Origin of the sequence: Pseudoalteromonas sp. APM04, from assembly GCF_022809815.1 — a bacterium.
In the GTDB taxonomy this organism is placed as follows: domain Bacteria; phylum Pseudomonadota; class Gammaproteobacteria; order Enterobacterales; family Alteromonadaceae; genus Pseudoalteromonas; species Pseudoalteromonas marina.
The window spans coordinates 3,054,994-3,074,515 of sequence record NZ_CP094441.1 but is presented as its reverse complement, the minus strand read 5'-3'; the positions used below and the strand labels follow the sequence as shown (position 1 = coordinate 3,074,515).

Below are 19,522 nucleotides of genomic sequence, written 5' to 3'. Positions count from 1 at the left end.
AATTAATATCAGATAGTTAAGGTATATTCAGAAATTTTTTTACACCTTTTTTTACACCCCTATAAGTTATCATTGCTCAATTTCTTTGTCTATTAGACGTTGAAATAATGCTTTTAGCTCTGGGAATTCCAGTTCTGCTTTCTCTACCATGCGGTCTTTCAATTCGCTGAGCTTTTCAATACTGTGATTTCCATACGATTCTGCCTGTTCTCTGGGTAAACGGCCCAAACATTTTTCTTTTTGCCCTTCTGAGGCTGAAACATCAAGTAGTGCCTGCTCTACTAAATCTCTGATCCTGTGCTGAGTGAAGCTACTTATGCTTTTTAAATCTTCTTTAGTTGATCCTAATCGCTCCTTTTTAGCTAATAGGCTAGCTTTCACATTGCGAAATTGTTTGTTTAGAGTTGTATCAACCTTACCGCGGTTGTATGGACTTTCAAACATGAACAAGGGCTCACCATTACAATCCTTAGTTACGTTCATATCCCTTTGTTGTTTACTTTTTTCTGTACTTAGTATACCAACTAGTCGCTCAGGGATAGGGTGTCGTCTAAACCCAGTTTTACTTTCATGAGTTGGCACTTCAATAGACAGGTCATCTAAGTTGACGCGACTCCACTGCCGTTCGTTAGTATTCGCCTCACGAGTCGATGCCATAAACTGAATAATTAGTTTTAGTCCCAATGAGTTGTAACCGCTCTTATAAGCTTCAATTATAAATTGAGTTAACGTCGACATCTTAGGTATCGTTTTATCTGTTTTATCAGCCCTAGAGCGCTCCCCCCTCATGATTAATTCCTGAACATTGATTTTGATACTTTCACTAGCTTTAGCTTTGTTAACAGCGGCTCTTACCATTTTAATAATTTCATTACGATCGGATTTACGGCGAGAAGAAACATACCTGTCTAAGTAATCAGTTCTGAATGTTGCAATGCTGTAGTTGGCCATTATTTTCTCTCCCCATTGACCAGAAAAATATCGTGTTTGAATACGGTTAATCGCACCAGCACGTTTTTTTGAAGCTAATTCCTTATAAAATTCGAACAAGTCATGGAATGTGCTCAACTCACGATAGCTACCACCTAGAAGGTAACCTCGCTCTCTCCATGGCATTTTGGCTTTTCGTCTATCCATAAATCGTTTATGAGCATCAATTATCGTCTGTATGTCCTCCTTAGTGAATTGGTGCTCTACCGGATATGAAATCAGCTTAAAATATTGACCATCACCATCATCTCTTAGTTGAATGATTTTTTCTTTGCGCGATACTTTGATTGACATACCAGGGTAGCCTTTTAACACTTTAGGCTTTCCTTCAAACGTCTGAATAAACTCTTTTATATTTAAATCTTTTGTTTCATTCGGTAGTCGGGTAATAACCTGAGAGCTTAATTTTATCTGGCTATCAGCAGTACCAGCTGCAATATTCACAACATTGCAATTTTTACCTAGATTCGCGTTTTCATTCATATTAGTTAAATCAGTGGCGGCTAGCGCTAATTCAGCAACTAGCTGATTTAACTCCGATTTATTTAATCCTAAAGCAAGTACGTTGTTTCTAGCTGCTCGAACTTTTTGATTTGCAACGTGCCCATTGAGCACTAAATTCTCTATCGCATCCATGCGCATTCATCCTTTATAACACCCCTTCCTGGAGGCGATGTAGATGTTAGCGTATTAGACAGAACTGGACCGATAAAAAAATAAATATTATTTATCAATGTATTAGGTTTGTTTTTTAATTGGTTTTATTCAGTGATATTTTTTGTAAAAAATTAAATTTGTTCACTTTATTCTTTAACAGATTATTTAAATCCTTGAGATGACAGTATATTTTTTACATATAAAAAATATTTTACTTTGTTTCTGCCCGATCCAGAAAAACCTGTCATGATATTGGAAGTGTGCATGAGTTCAGGATTAAAAGTTTGGCTCATTGACACTTTGAAAGGATTGTTTGTTTAAGTGAAAAAAATGCTCTTACACCCCAGCACCTATGATGCTACCAAGTCACATTCGGAATTCGTGTAAAGCCAATATTTTTAACTGAAAGAGACAAAATTTAAACTGAGATCAATTCAAGTAAATAGCTTTGCTAACCCAAATATTTACAAATGGTTTCATTAAATTCAAGGAAGACAAAAATGAAAAGCTTAAAAACTAGTAAGCAAATCAGTGTGCGCCTAACTGCTCAAGACTTCGAGCGCTTAGCTTTAGAAGCTGAAAATCAAGGAGCGACGATAGCAGAAATTGCACGTCAACGAATTCAGAGCGCCGAGAAACAGGTTGAGCTGCGTGATTTGATCAACAATCTGCGAGCTGAAATTGCTCAAAACACATTTGTGATTACCTCTGTTGTTGCAGGGCTTAATCCTGATGAAGTTCATGCTGCTAAAGACTCTATCAGTAATAAGTTGGCAAGGAGAGCAAGATGAGGCAATCGCAGTTATCGCAAAAGTGGAGTCACCTTACTGTTGCCTTGATTCTCTCTTGCATCATTTTCTTGATTTCAGAAATAACAATTATGGAAAGCTTTGGGGGTTCATCCGTATTAGTTAAGCTAGTTGTATGGGGCAAAAATTTACTACTATCAGCTTTTCTTTTGCAACAAGCACCCACTGTTTTTTCTGTGCCATCAACAGCTATGTTTGGTAGCTTATCTATACTAATTTTATCAACACTTATCGCTTCTATAATGGTTTGGAAGTTTCGAGTTAAGCACTTTAACCAAACTGACTTATTTCATATACGTGGTCCGCGCTTACTTAAAGGTGCGAGAGCAACATATCATTTTAAATGTGCTACAAAACGAGAAGGTACGCGAGGACTATTTATACATCCCTCATTTCAAATCCCCTTGATAAAAGAAGTTGGAAATTTTCTTATCTGGGGGATGCAAGGCGCGGGTAAATCGAACTTAATTAAGTCTTTAATAAAACAGATACTTCAGCGTAAAGATCGTGCACTGATTTACGACATCAAAGGCGAATATACCGAACTATTTTTGGTGAACGATTGCTTATTGTTGAGCCCTAAAGATGAGCGCAGCTTAAATTGGAATTTAGGTTTGGATATAACTGATGTTGGACTTGCTGAAGTATTTGCCGAAGCAGTTATCTCATCCAATATAACCAAGGAAACTTTTTGGGTCGATTCTGCTCGGGTTGTGCTGATTGGTGTAATTGTTGGTCTTATTAAAGCTGGTAAACCTTGGTCTTGGGCTGAACTCTCAAAACACTTGTTCTGTAAAGATGAAGAGTTACTAAAGTGGCTGGGCTCTTACCCTCAGGCTGCGACGTTTATTAAACCAGAAGATAAAACTACTGCATCGATTCGTTCCATGATTGCAACTCAGCTTTCCTGGGTAAAAACACTTGGAGAACTAAACCAAAATAGCGGCGATGTATTTTCAATTGGAGAATGGTTAAAGGCGAGAGCAAAAAAAACACTCATTGTCCAAGGAGACCTTACTTCACCCTTGATGAGTTCAGCGTTAATAACCACGTTACTCGCAATATTGACCAATAAAGTGTTATCCCAGCCAGATACCCAAACAGAGTCAATTTGGCTTATTCTGGATGAGCTTGCTACATTGAATAAATCTAAACGGTTAGAAACCTGGTTAGCATTAGGACGAAGTAAAGGGTGTAAAACGATTGCTGGTGTTCAACTACTTTCCCAACTTGAGTCGATATACGGGAAAGAAGACGCAAATACAGTGCTAGGGCTATTTGGCAATGTAGTTACATTCAAGCTCGCTCCAACTGGTGATTCAGCTGAAAAAGCATCAGACTCCTTAGGTAAAAGAAGGGTCGAATATCAGACTGCAACAACTAATGAAAAGGGAGAAAAGTCTAATTCTCTGCATCAAGAAGATATAGCTATTGTTAAACCCGAAGACTTAATTCATCTGCCTCAACCCACCTTAAGAAGCGGAATCGAAGGTTTCGCATTAATAAGTGGAACAAATGCTGTTTATCGTCTTAATTGGCCAATTAATGAATATAAGAAGGTAGCTGAAGCTGTCATCATAAAACCAACTCGCGAGCGAACTCCTCTAGTAAAGACCAAGAACAGATTAAATAGGAGGGGAGCCAAATGATGACATTTGCAAAGATTGGAAGCGCTGAATATTACTTGGATTTAGCTACTGAGGATTACTACTTGAAGGGCGGCGAACCAGATGGGAAATGGTGTGGCTCAGCTGCATTATTGCTAAAACTTAAAGGGCCCGTCACATCTGATGTGTTAAGCAACCTGTTACAAGGTTACTCTCCCTGTGGCAAAACAGCTTTGTGCCAGAATGCCGGTAAGAACCATACATTGGGTTGGGATCTTACACTTAATGCGCCAAAATCAGTCTCAGTCTTATGGGCTGCCGCTGATCCAGAATTGCGAAAAAAAATACAAACTGCCCAACTAAGAGCAGTAAAAAAGGCTATTGCTATTATCGAAGAGTACGCCGCATTTACACGCAGGGGTAAAGCAGGTTGTTACAGAGAAAAAGTCGCAGGATTGGTAGCAGCTGCTTTTGAGCATAGCACTAGCCGAGCTATTGACCCCCACTTACACTCGCATGTAATTGTTGCAAACATAGCTCCAAGAGAAGATGGAACATGGGGATCTATAGACTCACGCACCATTATGCTTTGGCAAAAAGCAATTGGAATGGTTTACAAGGTGAGCCTAGCTGATTCCATTCGAGGTTTAGGTTTTGAAACAGAGTTAGATGGTGATGCCTTCAGAGTTATTGGCATACCTAAATCAATATGCAAACACTTTTCAAAACGTTCAGCACAAATTGAAGATGCACTAAAAGAGCGTGGTATTAAAAATCGTTCTTCCGTTTCGGGAGATCTTGCTTCATTAAGTACGCGTGATGCAAAAGGTGAAATCAACAGAGCTGATTTTTTTCAACAGTGGCAAACAGAATTATCAACGCTTGGCCTATCACAATTAGATGTTCAAAAACTTCTGGATAAGACCATAGATAATGCAAGTTTATTTCCTAAGGGAATTTTTGACAAAGAAGCGCTTGTTAACCTTCTTACTGAGAAATCGTCTACCTTCACGAGACAACAAGCCTTTTTCCTTGGAGGTGTTAAGGCCATAGAGTCTGGCCAGTCGCTTCAATCACTGCACGCAGTGATCAAAAACTTAATCGACAACGAATCAACCATTGAGCTTGGTACCGACAGAAAACACAACGAGATTTTTACCACCAGAAATGTATTAGAAAAAGAGCAATCACTAATTAAAAGCGCCAAGTATTTAGCTGGGTGTAATTGGGCTAACATACCATTAAAGACAGTTGAGCATCATATCCACAATCAATCAATTCAGTTGAGTGATGAACAAAAATCTGGCGTGTATAGCGTTTGTATGGAATCTCAGCTGGCTATATTGCAAGGTTCGGCCGGTGCAGGTAAATCAGCTTCAATGCAATGTGTAAGAGATATCTACGAATCAATCGGTAAGCAAGTTTTAGGCGCATCTGTAGCCCAATCTGCTGCCAAAAATCTTAAAAATGAAGCACATATCAAGTCATTAACAATTACTCGACTTCTCGCATGGTTAGATACTGATAGGCCTCCTATTTCAAATGGTGGTGTGCTAATCATTGACGAAGCAGGTCAAGTTGGTACTTTCCAGCTTGAACAATTAATGAACTTTGCAAAGGAGTTAGATTTTAAAATAATTCTTGTGGGTGAGGATAAGCAATTAGATGCGATCGAACATGGCGGCGTATTACGCTATTTATCAAGTCCTGAAGTGATCGGAGCTGCTAGAGTTGAAACGATTCGCCGGCAGAGTAATACATGGGATCGACAGGCGGTTGCAGACTTTCGTGATGGGCATGCTAATAAAGCATTGGCTCAATACGATAAACATGGACAGCTTTATTTTGAAAACAATGAACAAATAGCAAAAGAAAAGATTATTAGTGAATGGACCTCATTCAGACATAAACAGCCAACAAAGCGTTCCATGGTTATCGCACAAAGCTGGGTGGATGTAGTTGAACTAAACAATGGAATGCGGTCTCAGCTTCAATCGGAAGGATTGGTAGGTAACGAAAACGTATTGGTGAAAGGTGTTGTAAGTGATCGCGATATAGATGTGCTCATATCTTTAGGTGAGCGTATTAGGTTTACCAAAAATGATTATGACAGAAATTATACCAACGGTGATATAGGTACAGTAACCAAAATTAAATTAATGGATGATGGCGATATTTGGATTCGTGTTAAATTAGACTCAGGGCGTGAAACTCAGTTTATGTCATCTTCATACTCAAATGATGAGGGGCGAACATATATTACGCAGGCATACGCACAGACGGTGTATAGCTCACAAGGATTAACCATTGATGGTGATGTTTTTGTTTACTACACACAATACATGGATCGTGCTCACTCCTATGTTGCTTGTTCCCGCCATAAAGACAAGGCTCATATTTTTGTTAACTCACAAGAGCTAGAAGAAGATATTCCTGATAACTTTCAACATGCACCTCGTGAGCGAGGTTTACGCGAGGCTTTATCGAAAAATATGTCGAGTGATAATCGTCCTAAATTAGCTTCTGAGTATTTATCTCAGAAGGAGCTTGAGATTGCTCTAAATAAAGAGATGAAAGTTATGGAGCAAGAATTTATCATTTAGCGAGTTAAATCTCTCTTTATGATTGTACCCCTTAATTTTCCTTGATTCTTATTTTAGCCATAAATGTCGCTTAAGTATGAATCTAAAAAGTATGCAACTAAAACGGCCACAAATAAGTGGCCGTTTTTTGTATGTATATCTTTTTGATTAAGAATGTATAATTTTTAACTTATATTGGTATTATGGCTGAAAGTAATAAACTTAATGGTATTCAACAATAAAAATATAAGTTGAATAAGTAGATGCCCAATAAGTTAAAGCAAGTGCTTAAATGGAGTTAGCTGTGGATAATAAAACGGGAAATTTTTACTTTCTTTCTGAACACGACGACCTTTTTGTCGAGCTAGCGGGTGCGGCTGAAAAAGCGTTTGCTAGTGACCCTAATACCACATTAATTAAATTGAGACAGCTAGGCGAGGCGATTGCGCAACACATTGCTGTATTAGTAAGAGTTAACTTTGAAGACAATACATCGCAGCTTGAATTAATACACAGAATCAGTAGAGAGCTTCAATTAGATCAGGTCGTTAAAGACCTTTTTCATACGCTAAGGGTTGAAGGGAATAAAGCAACTCACAAATTTAGAACAAAACATAAAGAAGCCATCAACGGCTTAGTTGTCGCACGCAAGTTAGCAATATGGTTTCATCAGTCATTTGGTAAGCAGGGGACATCATTTAAACCGGGAGCTTTTACTCCCCCTCATGACCCTAGTGAGCAATTACGCAGTCTACAAAGTGAAATAGATAACTTAAAAGTCGACCTACAAAAAGCAAATCTCGATCTTGACTCCAGCCAACAGCTCAACGAACTAATAAATAAAGAAAAAACAGAATATGAATCGCTAGCTTTTGAAATGGACCAAGAGTCCAAAGATCTAGCGGAGCAAGCTAAAGAACATGAAAGAGCGCTTGCTGACCAAAAGCAAAACTACGAAAAGAAGATAGCAGAGTTACAAACTAAGCTTTCAAACCTAGATGAAGAGTCAAACACCTCATATAAGCAAAAGCTAAGTACAAGTTCAAAAGCTGCAACTCAGCATATCGTCCTGGATGAAGCGTTAACGCGTATTCTAATCGACCAACAGTTACAAGAATCTGGCTGGGAGGTCGATACTGAAGTACTTACCTATAAAAATGGCACTCGCCCAGAGAAAGGAAAAAACATCGCCATTGCTGAGTGGCCTACTGAATATCAAGGAAAAAAAGGGCGTGCTGACTACGTACTTTTTGCAGGCCTTTCACCTATTGCTGTGGTTGAAGCTAAAAAAGAAAACACCAATGTTGCAGGTAAAATTTCACAAGCAGAGCGATACAGTAAAGGCTTGAATGTTCAATCCTCTTTAATACCTGCTTGGGAGCTACAAGGGTTGACCATAGCATGGCCAGATGAAGAGGATGGCCACTATAAAGTACCGTTTGTTTATTCCTGTAACGGTCGCCCGTATGTACCTCAACTTGCTGAACAATCAGGTACGTGGTTTCGTGATGTACGCGAGCCTGCGAATATTAAACGCGCTTTGCCAAAGTTTCATACCCCAGAGGGATTGCTGGATCTACTTAAGCGCAGCAAAGACGCCGCCCAACAAAAACTAAAAGATGAGCCTTTTGGCTACTTAAAAGTGCGTGATTACCAGCAAAAAGCGATTATCGCTGTTGAAAATACCTTAGCGAAAAATATTCGTCATGCTTTGCTAGCAATGGCAACAGGCACCGGAAAAACCCGTACAATTATTGGTTTAATGTATCGCTTTTTAAAAGCTGAACGCTTCAAGCGAATTTTATTTTTAGTCGACCGAACAGCTCTAGGGCAACAAGCAATAGACGCTTTTAACGAAGCGCCACTTGAACAAAATCACACATTATCAAAGATATACAATGTGGCAGAACTAGGTGATATGGCGGCCGAGGCAGAAACCCGCGTACAAGTTGCAACTGTTCAAGCTATGGTTAAGCGTATTTTTATGAGTGATAACCCGCCACCGCTAGATCAGTTTGATTGCATTATAATTGATGAAGCCCACCGAGGTTATACACTCGATCAAGAAATGACAGAGGGTGAACTGGCTACTCGCGACACCAGCCAATACTTGTCGAGCTATCGCCGAGTATTAGATTATTTTGATGCAGTAAAAATTGCACTTACGGCGACACCGGCAAAACACACGAGTGATATTTTTGGCAAACCTGTTTATACCTATTCATACAGAGAAGCAGTAGCTGACGACTGGCTAATCGATCACGAACCACCGATTCGTTATGAAACCTTATTGACACAAAATGGCATTACTTTTACCAAAGGTGAGGAAGTTAGCGCTATTAACACGCAAACTGGTGAAGTACAAAGCGCCGAACTCGATGACGAACTAAGTTTCGAAGTTGACGCGTTTAACCGCCGAGTTATTAACGAAAACTTCAACCGTGTTATTTGTGAGCAACTTGTGCAAGAGCTAGATCCCTTTGGTGACGAGAAAACCATGATTTTTTGTGCCACCGATTTGCACGCCGACATGGTAAAACGCTTACTCGATGAGGCTTTTAAAGATCTTTATAACGGCGAATATAATCAGGCTGCCGTGGCTAAAGTAACTGGCCAAAGTGATAAGGTAGAGCAGCTTATCCGCCAATATAAAAACGAGCGATACCCTAATATTGCCATTACCGTTGATTTATTAACGACCGGCATTGATGTGCCTAAAATTTGTAACTTAGTGTTTATGCGCCGAGTAAAATCTCGCATTTTATACGAGCAAATGGTTGGGCGTGCAACCCGCCGCTGTGATGACATAGGTAAAACCGTATTTCGCATTTATGACCCAGTAGATATCTATGCTGCATTGCAAGATGTTAATACCATGAAGCCCTTGGTAAGAGATCCGAACGTTACGCTCGACCAATTAGTGGATGAAATTACCAATCCTGATCTACTCGAACGAGCGCTTAGTGCTCCAGGCGATACGCCAGAACAAAGCCATGCTGACGTCGTGCTGAGTCAACTAAGCCAAAAGGTGATGCGGGTATTACGTAAGGCACAGAAAAAGTCAGAAAATAAACCAGCCCTCAAGCAAAAGTTAGATGAGTTACAAGAGTCATGGGGCGTAGAACCAAAAAGCTTGCACACCCATTTAAACCAGCTAGGGCCAAAACAAGCGGCAACGTTTATAAACCAGCACAGTGGTTTATTAAATCAATTAGCAGAAGTAAATAGCTTGCTAGGCAGCGAGCGACAACCTGTTATTTCAGAGCATCACGATGAAATCCGCGATCGCAGCCAAAGCTATGGTGCGCATCAAAAACCAGAAGATTACCTCGATAGTTTTAATCAGTTCGTTAAAGAACAATTAAATCAAAATGCAGCGCTTGCTGCGGTTGTTAACAAGCCGCGCGATTTAAATCGCACCCAGCTCAAAGATATTAAGCTGCTGCTTGATGGTGCAGGTTACACCGAGCCTAAGCTGCAAAGTGCAGTGCGTAACCAAACTAATCAAGATATTGCAGCGAGCATTATTGGCCATATTCGTCGTGCGGCATTAGGAGAGGCACTGGTTCCGTTTGAACAAAGAGTTGCGCAGGCTATGGCGCGCATTTACCAAAGCCACCAGTGGAACCCTAACCAGCGCAAGTGGTTAGACCGATTAGCTAAACAACTCGTACATGAAGTCATTATTGACCGTGACTTTGTTAATAACCGCTTTGGCGAGCATGGCGGCGCAAAGCAATTTGATAAAGTATTGAATAATCAACTTGATACTGTATTAGAAGAACTTAGTGAAGCCATATGGCCTAAACTAGGTTAGCAAAAGGTGAGCGGTAATATGTATAAAAAAGATGAAAAACTATATATATATCAGCATATATGTATAGAAATGAGCTGTTATTACACTTATACGCTGCACATGTTCTGCTTGATTAAGTTAGCTTTACTACCTATAATCTCCCGCAATATACCCGCCAAGCCTATGGTTCTTGTAGCCACGCTCAAATCGTGCGGGTTTTTTATGTCTGCAATCTGCCTGCACGAAAATGAGATAAGGCAATGATGGCATTTAATAAACCAGCAATTACTCCAGAGCAACAGCTTACTCTGCTGCAACAGCGTGGGTTGAGCATCCTTGATCGACCCCGAGCTTTGGCATTTTTACAATCAGTCAGTTTCTTTCGCCTTACACCTTATATGCGGCCGTTTCAGGTCAATGCACAGCATAACTTTATCGCGGGTACGGGGTTTCGTCAGTTAGCAGAGCTATATGACTTTGACCGTCGTTTGCGTTTATTGGTGATAGACGCCATTGAGCGGGCAGAAGTTGCGGTTCGTGGCCACATAAGCAATCATATGGGCACTACCTATGAAAGCCATTGGTATTTAGATGCTAAGCATTTTAAAAATAATGATCAGCATAACCGCCTACTAGACGAGATCCGTCGCAAGCAAGACAATGAACTGCGCGATTACCATAGAGAATGCCAGCGCATAGATAAACTGAAAACTGACTCAACGCGCAAAGCAAAATTAAAACAAAAGCGCCAACAAGAAAGCTATGCGCGGCACTACGCGCTAACTTATTCAACACCTCAACTCATGCCTAATTGGGCCATGGTGGAAGAAATTACTTTAGGCACTTTATCTCATTTATACAAAAATTTAAGTAAGGACAGCGATAAAAAAGCTATTGCCAGAGGGCTAGGGCTAGAGGCGCCGTTACTGGAATCTTGGTTACACACCCTAACTGCGGTGAGAAATATTTGTGCCCACCACAGTCGATTATGGAATCGAGAGCTAGGCATAAAACCAGCCGTGCCTAAAAGTAGACGAGTTGCATGGCCAGATTACTTACGAAACGGCAATGTAAATTTGCATACTCGTGCGGCCGTTATTTTGCCAATATTGCAACACTTCATGATTTATTGCGCGCCACACGCGAGTTGGAAGCAACGCTTAGCCGAGCTTTTTAATGAATTCCCGAATACACCATTAGCCCGAATGGGTTTGCCAAATGATTGGCAGCAAGACCCGTTTTGGCAGATTATTTAACGAGACCTTTCATGACGAATAACGACATTGTACAAAAACTTTGGAACCTGTGTGACGTATTACGTGACGACGGTATTAACTACAGTGACTACGTTACCGAACTGGTACTACTGCTGTTTATTAAAATGGTGCACGAAAACACCGAAGCTGGCACCTTAAAAAAACACCCGTTGCCAATCGGCTGTCGCTGGCAGGATATCAGTGACAAATCAGGCATCAATTTATTAAATGATTACAAGGCCATTTTATTTGCCCTCTCAACCGGTAAACGCCTTGAGGCCGACCCAGAAAACCCAGGCCAAACCAAAGAAGTGCAAGTACACGAAGATCCATTAATCAGCGCCATTTATGCCGATGCGCAAACGCGCTTACGTGAGCCGCGCCATTTAGAGCAAATGATTAAAACGCTGGATCAAATTGATTGGTTTAGTGCCGCTAAAGACGGCCTAGGCGATTTATACGAAGGTTTATTAGAGAAAAATGCCAGTGAGACTAAATCGGGCGCTGGTCAATACTTTACCCCGCGTGCGTTAATTAATAGCATGGTACGTTGCATGAAGCCGCAAGTTGGCGAAGTAATACAAGATCCCGCTGCGGGCACCGCAGGCTTTTTGGTGGCTGCCGATCAATACATGCGTGAGCAAACAGATGATTATTTTGACTTAAACAGCAAGCAATCTGAATTTCAAAAAAACGACGCATTTGTGGGTGTAGAGCTTGTACCTAACACGCGCCGTTTAGCATTAATGAACTGCTTGTTACACGGTATGGAAGGCGACGACGAGGGCGTAATACATTTAGGGAACGCACTGGGCGATGCGGGTAAAGCATTAAAAGGCGCCGATATAATTTTGGCTAACCCGCCGTTTGGTACCAGCAAAGGAGGCGAGGCTAGCAATACCCGTGACGATTTAACCTATAAAACAGGCAACAAGCAACTGGCGTTTTTACAGCACATTTACCGCAATTTAAAACCCGGTGGCCGCGCCGCTGTAGTATTGCCCGACAACGTATTGTTTGAAGCTGGCGTGGGCACCGACGTACGCCGCGATTTAATGAATAAGTGTAACTTGCATACTATTTTACGTTTACCGACGGGTATTTTTTATGCCCAAGGGGTAAAAACCAATGTGCTGTTTTTTACCAAGGGCAGTGCGACCGACAAATACCAGCAAGAAAATTGCACCGAAAATGTATGGGTATACGACCTGCGTACTAACATGCCCAGCTTTGGCAAACGCACCCCCTTTGGCGATAGCCACTTAGCCCCGTTTGAAGCTGTATACAATCCTGTAGGTCGTGATTTATCGCGACAACAAGATATTGCCACAATACTCGCAGCCCGCACACAAGGTGAATACAGCTTTGGCGCTGAACAAATCGCAGTAGACAAACAGGCCGCAGTTGAAAACGAAAATGTTGACGATAAGTTATTACATAGCCGTTGGCGCAGTTTTAGCCGCGACTGGATAGCCAATACTAAAGGCGACTCGTTAGATATTAGCTGGCTAAAAGACAAAGATAGTGTTGATGCTGCTGATTTACCAGAGCCTACGGTATTAGCGAGGGAAGCCAAAGACGAATTGCAAGCGGCGTTAAGTGAAATTGATGAGCTGCTGGCGGCGTTGGAGTTATCATGAAATCAAATGTGATACCGAAAGAATGGGTGAGATCCGAGCTTCAGGGATTTTGTAATGTACTTTCTGGAAATGCATTTAAGAGCAAAGACTTTGTTAGTGATGGTGTTCCAGTTGTAAAAATTTCGAATGTTCAATACGGTGAATATGTTGAGAAAAATCAAGAGTATTTACCTAGCCAATACCTAGATGATTATTCTAATTATATCGTTTCAGGTGATGACCTATTAATTGCTCTGACTCGGCCAATAACAAATGAAAAATTGAAAATATGCCGTTATCCAAAGAGTCGCAATCAAGGGTTACTGAATCAACGTGTAGCAAAGCTAACAGCAGATAAATGTTTACCAGAAAGCTTTATTCTCTATCAATTTAGAACTGAAGAATTTATGAAGCAAGTAAAGGCTGGTCTCTCTGAAACATTGCAGCCGAACTTATCTCCTAAATCTTTAGCTGGTTTTCATTGTGTTCTCCCCCCCCTAGCCGAACAAAAAGTGATTGCCGATAAGCTCGACACCCTATTGGCGCAGGTGGAAACCAGCAAAGCCCGCCTCGACCGCATCCCCCAAATCCTAAAAACCTTCCGCCAATCCGTCCTCGCCGCCGCCGTCAGTGGCAAATTGACTGAAGAGTGGCGAGCACAGTGTAGCTCACATAATATTGATACGAGTAATTTTGAAGATGAGCTGTTCTTAAAAGGGGTTACTCATGGAAATTTTGGAAAAAAATTAGCTAAAGCACCCTCTATAGGAACAGATGAGCTTGATTTAGTAGTTCGACATATCGAAGGGTGGCCATTGGTACGAGTTGGATCAATCTGTCAGTCAATTGTTCCTAATAGGGATAAACCAAAGAAATTTAGTGGTGGCTATCATTGGCTTTTAACACCTCACTTTAGAGAACACTCAATTTGGATTGATTACTCAAAAATTGAGAATGGTCTCAGTGAGCAAGAAGTTTTGGAATATAAAGCAAAGGTTATAAAATCAGGTAATGTAATAATGTCCTGTGTTGGTCGAGTAGGTTTATCTGCTGTATTGGAAGAAGATTCTGTAATTAACCAGCAACTTCATGCATTTATAATTAACAGTTCTATTAAAGCTGAATATTTAGCATATTGCATTAGGGCAAATGTTAAATATTTTGAAGCACAAGCCACATCTACAACAGTAAGCTACTTAAATAAAACTTCGTGCAACTCGCTTCCAATTCCATTGCCATCGTTTGAAGAACAGGCCGAAATCGTCCGTCAAGTCGAAGAACTGTTCGCCTTTGCTGATAGCATCGAGCAAAAAGCCAATGCCGCCCTTGAGCGCGTAAATAACCTGACGCAATCCATTTTAGCCAAAGCCTTTCGTGGTGAACTCACTGCCGATTGGCGCGCCGAGAGCCCTGAGTTAATTAGTGGCGAAAATTCTGCGGAAGCTTTACTAGCGAAGATTAAGGCTGAACGCGACACGCTTTCAAGTAAAAAGAAACCCAAGAAGAAAGCAGTGAAAAAGGCAAAATAAAAACAATATGAGAATATTAAAGGGAACAACACACAATGGCCAGTAGACCTGTTTTTATCCCGTCAAAGGACTTCCCATTTGTTAAGGAAGTTATGGTTGAATTTAAGTGGCATGCTGGCTTTGCCGTTTCGCAGAAACAAAAGTCAATTGTGGAGTTTCATGAAGCTATTGATGCATTAGGGCTAGGGAAGTCGTCATTAGAGATTTCTTCGAAAAGTAGTTTGGAAATAGGCACTGCCCTTAGTGCATTTAATTTAAAAGTTGAATTAGGCAATGGCCAAAACGTGGCTGTAGAAAACATTTTTCAAGCAGCAAAGATATTTGAACAGGGAGGTCCATTTAAAGATTTGTTAAAAACAACACCACTAGAGGCGAAACGTGATATTCGATTAAAAGAATCAGGTGATATGGTCGGTTTTAGAGGAAAAGAAGGTGTGTGGCCTTTGGAGCCTAAAACCTTATTTTATGATTGGATATACATAAACGCATTACATCGTCAAAGTGAATTAGCCTCAGCCGTTTTAGCGTTTGATAGTTTTACCGATATAGAATTCAATCCGGCTAAAAGCTTTAATTGTCAGGCTCGCTCTGTTGCGCTGTATATTGCTTTATTTAACTCAGGTCAATTACAATCCGTTTTAGAAGACTCGAATAAATATAAGCAACTGATGATGCAAGACGTAGGAGAAACTACACAGAAGCCTGTACAAAAGAATCTTATCTAAGGATAGGCGCAGTAAATAATGGTTCGTTTACTGCGAATAAGTCAGACTTTAAAGAAAGTAAATTAAATGCTGCTTGGTACTGTTTTAATTTTTTTTCGCTTGGGAGATGAACAGTTTTAATGTTTTGAATCGAAATTTGATCTTTGACTAACACTTCAGCTTGAATATCAGTGGTGAAATGCGACGGTAGGTTTTGTCTACTATATGTTTTTGATGGCGTTTTAACTTGCTCTTTGAACATGTTGTCGAACGCATTTAACCCTGGATAAATACCATAATTTTTTGCTGCATTTGAAGCAGCATTACAGACTGAAAACAAAGTGTCTGGCCGCAATAAAGGTTCAGTATTTAATTGCAAAATACACCAATCAAAATGTTTTAATTCTGGGCGTTTAGAATACTTATTTAATAAATACCAATGAGGTCGAGATAAGCTTAAGTTAATGTAGTTTCTTAAACCATCAAGCCGTTCAGGGTCCATATGATCAACGTAGTCCCCAGTGTAAAACCCATCATTTGTTAGTTTAAGTTGATCGATTAAAGTTCGGGAATAAATAAATTCCCGCTCTAAAATACTAAATAGATTTTCAATAGTAGTGAAATGATAGAGGCTATCGATTTTTCTTTCGTTAATACGTTGTGCGATTGTCATTGACTATTGCAACTCAATCAAACTAGGGTCTATCTCAGCGATATATCGAGAGGGTTTGCCGGAATAGGTAATGAGTAATGATTTCATTGCTCGTGTCATACAAGTATATAGTAAGCGCCTTTCAGTCGTTAAGTGAAGGTCGTCGTCAGGCTCGCTAAAGCCTGACAGAATAGGCAAATTGTCGTCATTTAAATCTAAAATAATGACATGGTCAAATTGTAGCCCTTTGACTCCCTGCATAGTTAACGCTTTAACTACGGAACTATTGCTATCATTAGTTTTTACTTTTACTGCCTCAATGTTAAACCCAGCTAATTGTCTAACTGCATTATCTACACCTCTATTGGTGCGATGTAATATACAAACTGTTTCATTCGGTGAGTTACGTGTTATTTTTTGGATGCTTGCAGCAATAAATGCGTACTCTTCAAATAAGCTATTACATTTTTTAATAACCGGTTTATCACCGTCGGTCGTATTAACTTCCACACTCGTAAACTCTTCAGAGTCATTGTCTTTGGCTAATAATGATAATGCCGCTTTGGCTATTGGTTGGGGATTACGGTAATTTATTTTAAATTCGACTGTTCTACCACCTGCCACGTTTAAACCGACTTCTTTCCAACTAAAACCACTTTTATAAATACGCTGGGCTGCATCAGCAATTATTGTGATGCTATTAGTTGTTTTAGATACAATTTTAACTAATACTGCCATTTGAGCTTTATTTAAATCTTGCGCTTCGTCTATCACTAAATGAGTGAAAGGAGGATCAAAGGCATTGCCTTTTTCCTTGATAATATTAAGAGTTAGCAAGGCATAATCATCAAAATCAACCTTACCTTGCGCTAGCAACGCTTGATTATATTTTGTAAAAACTTCCCATATAGTTTCTCTATCTTTAGCTGTAACCCTGTCCTTTGTGCCTCTTCCAGAGCGAACTGTTGATATATATTCATCTTTAGAATTAATAAGCTTACCTTTCAACCATGAAATTTCATCCGTGAAAAAATCTAGGGATTTACTCAGAATTCGTGAATTTTCGGTAGTTTTAGGAATCGAACGGATTATTTGAGCCAATATTGACTGTATTTGATTATCGAAAAGTGTTTTCCCAAACAAATTTTTACCATTTTGGAGGATAAAAGCAAAAGCCCATTTATGAAAGTTTATTATTTTCATACTAGAGTAATCATTTTCGTTAAGGCTATGGGTTAGCGTAGATAGATAATTTGATAGAGTTGTACCGAAAGTGAAAATAGCGACTTTACTAGGTTCAAACATATCAGCATGGGTATCCATTAAATGGCATGCACGGTAAACAGCCACGGTAGTCTTTCCACTACCGGCAGCCCCCTTAATTTGTATTGGGCCTTCATGATTTAATGTGAGAACTTTTCTTTGTTCACCAACCAACGTAATACGCTTTAACAATTGAAATTCCTTTTCTTAACTTACTGATTATTAGTAAATATACCCTTTTGATAATTAATAGTACTCTTAATTAACTTAGTGATAAACTAATTTTGAAGCAAGCATACTCTAAATGTTATAGCTGTTAAGTATTTGAAGTAAGAAAAAACTTAACTTCCCTTTTTGGTAATAACAACTATAATTCCCTTGCTGGGAACTTTGAGGCGAAATGAAGGTCTTAGGAAGAGACAAACTTACAGAGTTTAGTCAAAAGCATGCTAATGCAAAAAAAGCACTTGAAGCTTGGTTTTCAGAGGCTAATGAAGCTGACTGGAAAACACCCCAAGATATAAAGAACCGATATCGAAGCGCAGATTTTTTAGCTGATAATAGGGTGATCTTTAATGTAAAAGGTAACCATTATAGGTTAGTTGTGAAAGTGAGATATCAAAATGGTATTGCTGTGATTGAATGGGTTGGAACCCATTCGGAGTATGACAAGCAACGCTTTTAAGGAGGTATTATGGGCCACATTAAGTTAATTAAATCGTCTCAAGATCATGAGCAAGCTTTAGCGCGTGTCATGACATTAATGGATTTTGATCCCGCACCAGATTCAGCTGAAAGTGATGAGCTGGACTTACTAGCATTTTTAATTGAAAAGTACGAGGAAGAAGCGTTTCCTATTGACTCCCCTGATCCAATTGAAGCGATAAAATTTCGTATGGAACAACTGGGCTTGATTAAAAAAGATTTAGTGCCTTATTTTGGATCTGCTTCTAAAGTGAGTGAAGTACTAAACGGCACACGAAGTTTAAGCCTGAATATGATTCGTAAGCTAAGCGCGGGCTTAGGAATATCTGCTGACATTTTGATAAAAGAGCCTTGCGATAAAAGCGCTATCTCAAAAGATATTAATTGGGATGCCTTTCCTATAGCTGAAATGCGATCTCGTGGATATTTTGAAGGATTCAAAGGCTCAATAAATGAATTGAAAGAGTATTCAATTGAGAAGCTTAATCAGTTTTTATCGTCTGTACCTAATGGATTTTCTTTAAAACCAGCATTATTAAGAACCACAGCTCATTTACGCTCAAATGACAAAGAGACTGATAGCTATGCTCTATGGGCTTGGCAAGTTAGGGTTTTGCAAAAAGCGCAATTAGAGCAGCTCCCAGTAAAATATGTAAAAGGGACTGTTGATGCTAATTGGATGAAAAAATTAGCGCAATTGTCATGGTCGGATCAGGGGCCTAAATTAGCTAAAGAGTTTTTAAACCGCCATGGTATTCATTTAGTTATTGAGGGTCATTTACCAAAAACGTATTTGGACGGTGCTGTATGTATTTGTGCAAGCGGGAACCCTGTTGTTGCACTTACATTACGCCACGATAAGTTAGATAACTTTTGGTTTTCATTGATGCATGAATTAGCTCATATCGCGTTGCATTTAGATGGCACCGAGACTTGGTATTTGGATAATTTAGATGCAGAAGGTGGCGATAAAGTTGAACAAGAAGCAGATGCATTGGCTCAAGAAAGCTTAATTCCATCAGGTTATTTGAACCCTTTAGAAATGCAAGATACTAGTTCAGTCCGTAAATTTGCGAGTAGCCTTAGTATCTCCCCTTGTATTGTTGCCGGTAGAGTTCGCCATGAGCTCAATGATCATTCTAAATTTGGTAAAGCATTTAGAGATAAAGTAAGAAGCCATTTTAAAAAATAAACTTCTTATCTTTACGGTTAACTTTAAAGTAAGTGCTAGAAATTTATGGTCAATAATATACAGGCAATGTTGAAGACTCTAGTCGATTAAGTGTATATCGAAGCTAGTAGGTAAAACATGGTTATCAGGCATACTCAGTCCTTTTTGATTTTAAGTATTGG

At 39.7% G+C, this 19,522-nt stretch carries 13 protein-coding genes; 10 read left to right on the top strand and 3 right to left on the bottom strand.

All coding sequences use genetic code 11. The annotated features are described in order from the left end of the window. Positions 1–69 precede the first annotated feature (69 nt). Complete coding sequence (locus MTP24_RS14205) at positions 70–1,626, bottom strand: hypothetical protein (protein ID WP_243531811.1); 1,557 nt, start codon at positions 1,624–1,626, stop codon at positions 70–72. A gap of 521 nt (positions 1,627–2,147) precedes the next feature. Here MTP24_RS14205 and MTP24_RS14200 point away from each other — a divergent pair. The 8 genes from MTP24_RS14200 to MTP24_RS14165 all read left to right on the top strand — a co-directional run bounded on the left by MTP24_RS14200 (position 2,148) and on the right by MTP24_RS14165 (position 15,570). Beyond that, complete coding sequence (locus MTP24_RS14200; RefSeq protein WP_243531808.1) at positions 2,148–2,438, top strand: hypothetical protein; 291 nt, start codon at positions 2,148–2,150, stop codon at positions 2,436–2,438. Further along, complete coding sequence (locus tag MTP24_RS14195) at positions 2,435–4,105, top strand: type IV secretion system DNA-binding domain-containing protein (RefSeq protein ID WP_243531805.1); 1,671 nt, start codon at positions 2,435–2,437, stop codon at positions 4,103–4,105. The genes MTP24_RS14200 and MTP24_RS14195 overlap by 4 nt, the downstream gene beginning before the upstream one ends. Then, positions 4,102–6,666, top strand: a complete 2,565-nt coding sequence (gene mobF, locus MTP24_RS14190) for a MobF family relaxase (protein WP_243531803.1) — start codon at positions 4,102–4,104, stop codon at positions 6,664–6,666. The genes MTP24_RS14195 and mobF overlap by 4 nt, the downstream gene beginning before the upstream one ends. Before the next feature lie 271 nt (positions 6,667–6,937). Next, the gene (gene hsdR / locus MTP24_RS14185; RefSeq protein WP_243531800.1) at positions 6,938–10,462 is read left to right on the top strand and encodes a type I restriction-modification system endonuclease; all 3,525 of its coding nucleotides are present in this window, start codon (positions 6,938–6,940) and stop codon (positions 10,460–10,462) included. Between the two features lie 239 nt (positions 10,463–10,701). Then, complete coding sequence (locus tag MTP24_RS14180) at positions 10,702–11,697, top strand: Abi family protein (protein WP_243531797.1); 996 nt, start codon at positions 10,702–10,704, stop codon at positions 11,695–11,697. 11 nt (positions 11,698–11,708) lie between these two features. Continuing rightward, a complete protein-coding gene (locus MTP24_RS14175; protein ID WP_243531794.1) occupies positions 11,709–13,337 on the top strand; it encodes an N-6 DNA methylase in 1,629 nt (542 codons plus the stop codon). Then, the gene (locus MTP24_RS14170; RefSeq protein ID WP_243531790.1) at positions 13,334–14,845 is read left to right on the top strand and encodes a restriction endonuclease subunit S; all 1,512 of its coding nucleotides are present in this window, start codon (positions 13,334–13,336) and stop codon (positions 14,843–14,845) included. The genes MTP24_RS14175 and MTP24_RS14170 overlap by 4 nt, the downstream gene beginning before the upstream one ends. A gap of 35 nt (positions 14,846–14,880) precedes the next feature. Continuing rightward, a complete protein-coding gene (locus tag MTP24_RS14165; RefSeq protein WP_243531788.1) occupies positions 14,881–15,570 on the top strand; it encodes a hypothetical protein in 690 nt (229 codons plus the stop codon). On the opposite strand, the gene MTP24_RS14160 is transcribed toward MTP24_RS14165, so the two are convergent. Then, positions 15,563–16,222: a DarT ssDNA thymidine ADP-ribosyltransferase family protein gene (locus MTP24_RS14160; protein WP_243531786.1), complete on the bottom strand. Its 660-nt coding sequence runs from the start codon at positions 16,220–16,222 to the stop codon at positions 15,563–15,565. The genes MTP24_RS14165 and MTP24_RS14160 overlap by 8 nt on opposite strands. 3 nt (positions 16,223–16,225) lie before the next feature. Beyond that, the gene (locus tag MTP24_RS14155; RefSeq protein WP_243531784.1) at positions 16,226–17,656 is read right to left on the bottom strand and encodes an ATP-dependent helicase; all 1,431 of its coding nucleotides are present in this window, start codon (positions 17,654–17,656) and stop codon (positions 16,226–16,228) included. A 208-nt stretch (positions 17,657–17,864) separates the two neighbouring features. On the opposite strand from MTP24_RS14155, the gene MTP24_RS14150 reads away from it, so the two are divergent. Then, positions 17,865–18,149, top strand: coding sequence for a type II toxin-antitoxin system HigB family toxin (locus tag MTP24_RS14150; protein ID WP_138739927.1), 285 nt, complete (start codon positions 17,865–17,867; stop codon positions 18,147–18,149). A gap of 9 nt (positions 18,150–18,158) precedes the next feature. After that, a complete protein-coding gene (locus tag MTP24_RS14145; protein ID WP_243531781.1) occupies positions 18,159–19,361 on the top strand; it encodes an ImmA/IrrE family metallo-endopeptidase in 1,203 nt (400 codons plus the stop codon). The last annotated feature ends 161 nt before the right edge of the window (positions 19,362–19,522 follow it).

Excerpts from the sequence above, each read along its gene's own strand:
- MTP24_RS14145 (WP_243531781.1), top strand. The coding sequence starts at position 18,159 with ATGGGCCACATTAAGTTAATTAAATCGTCTCAAGATCATGAGCAAGCT.
- MTP24_RS14205 (WP_243531811.1), bottom strand. The coding sequence starts at position 1,626 with ATGGATGCGATAGAGAATTTAGTGCTCAATGGGCACGTTGCAAATCAA.
- MTP24_RS14180 (WP_243531797.1), top strand. The coding sequence starts at position 10,702 with ATGATGGCATTTAATAAACCAGCAATTACTCCAGAGCAACAGCTTACT.
- MTP24_RS14200 (WP_243531808.1), top strand. The coding sequence starts at position 2,148 with ATGAAAAGCTTAAAAACTAGTAAGCAAATCAGTGTGCGCCTAACTGCT.
- MTP24_RS14175 (WP_243531794.1), top strand. The coding sequence starts at position 11,709 with ATGACGAATAACGACATTGTACAAAAACTTTGGAACCTGTGTGACGTA.
- MTP24_RS14170 (WP_243531790.1), top strand. The coding sequence starts at position 13,334 with ATGAAATCAAATGTGATACCGAAAGAATGGGTGAGATCCGAGCTTCAG.
- MTP24_RS14195 (WP_243531805.1), top strand. The coding sequence starts at position 2,435 with ATGAGGCAATCGCAGTTATCGCAAAAGTGGAGTCACCTTACTGTTGCC.
- MTP24_RS14150 (WP_138739927.1), top strand. The coding sequence starts at position 17,865 with ATGAAGGTCTTAGGAAGAGACAAACTTACAGAGTTTAGTCAAAAGCAT.
- MTP24_RS14165 (WP_243531788.1), top strand. The coding sequence starts at position 14,881 with ATGGCCAGTAGACCTGTTTTTATCCCGTCAAAGGACTTCCCATTTGTT.
- hsdR (WP_243531800.1), top strand. The coding sequence starts at position 6,938 with ATGGAGTTAGCTGTGGATAATAAAACGGGAAATTTTTACTTTCTTTCT.
- mobF (WP_243531803.1), top strand. The coding sequence starts at position 4,102 with ATGATGACATTTGCAAAGATTGGAAGCGCTGAATATTACTTGGATTTA.
- MTP24_RS14160 (WP_243531786.1), bottom strand. The coding sequence starts at position 16,222 with ATGACAATCGCACAACGTATTAACGAAAGAAAAATCGATAGCCTCTAT.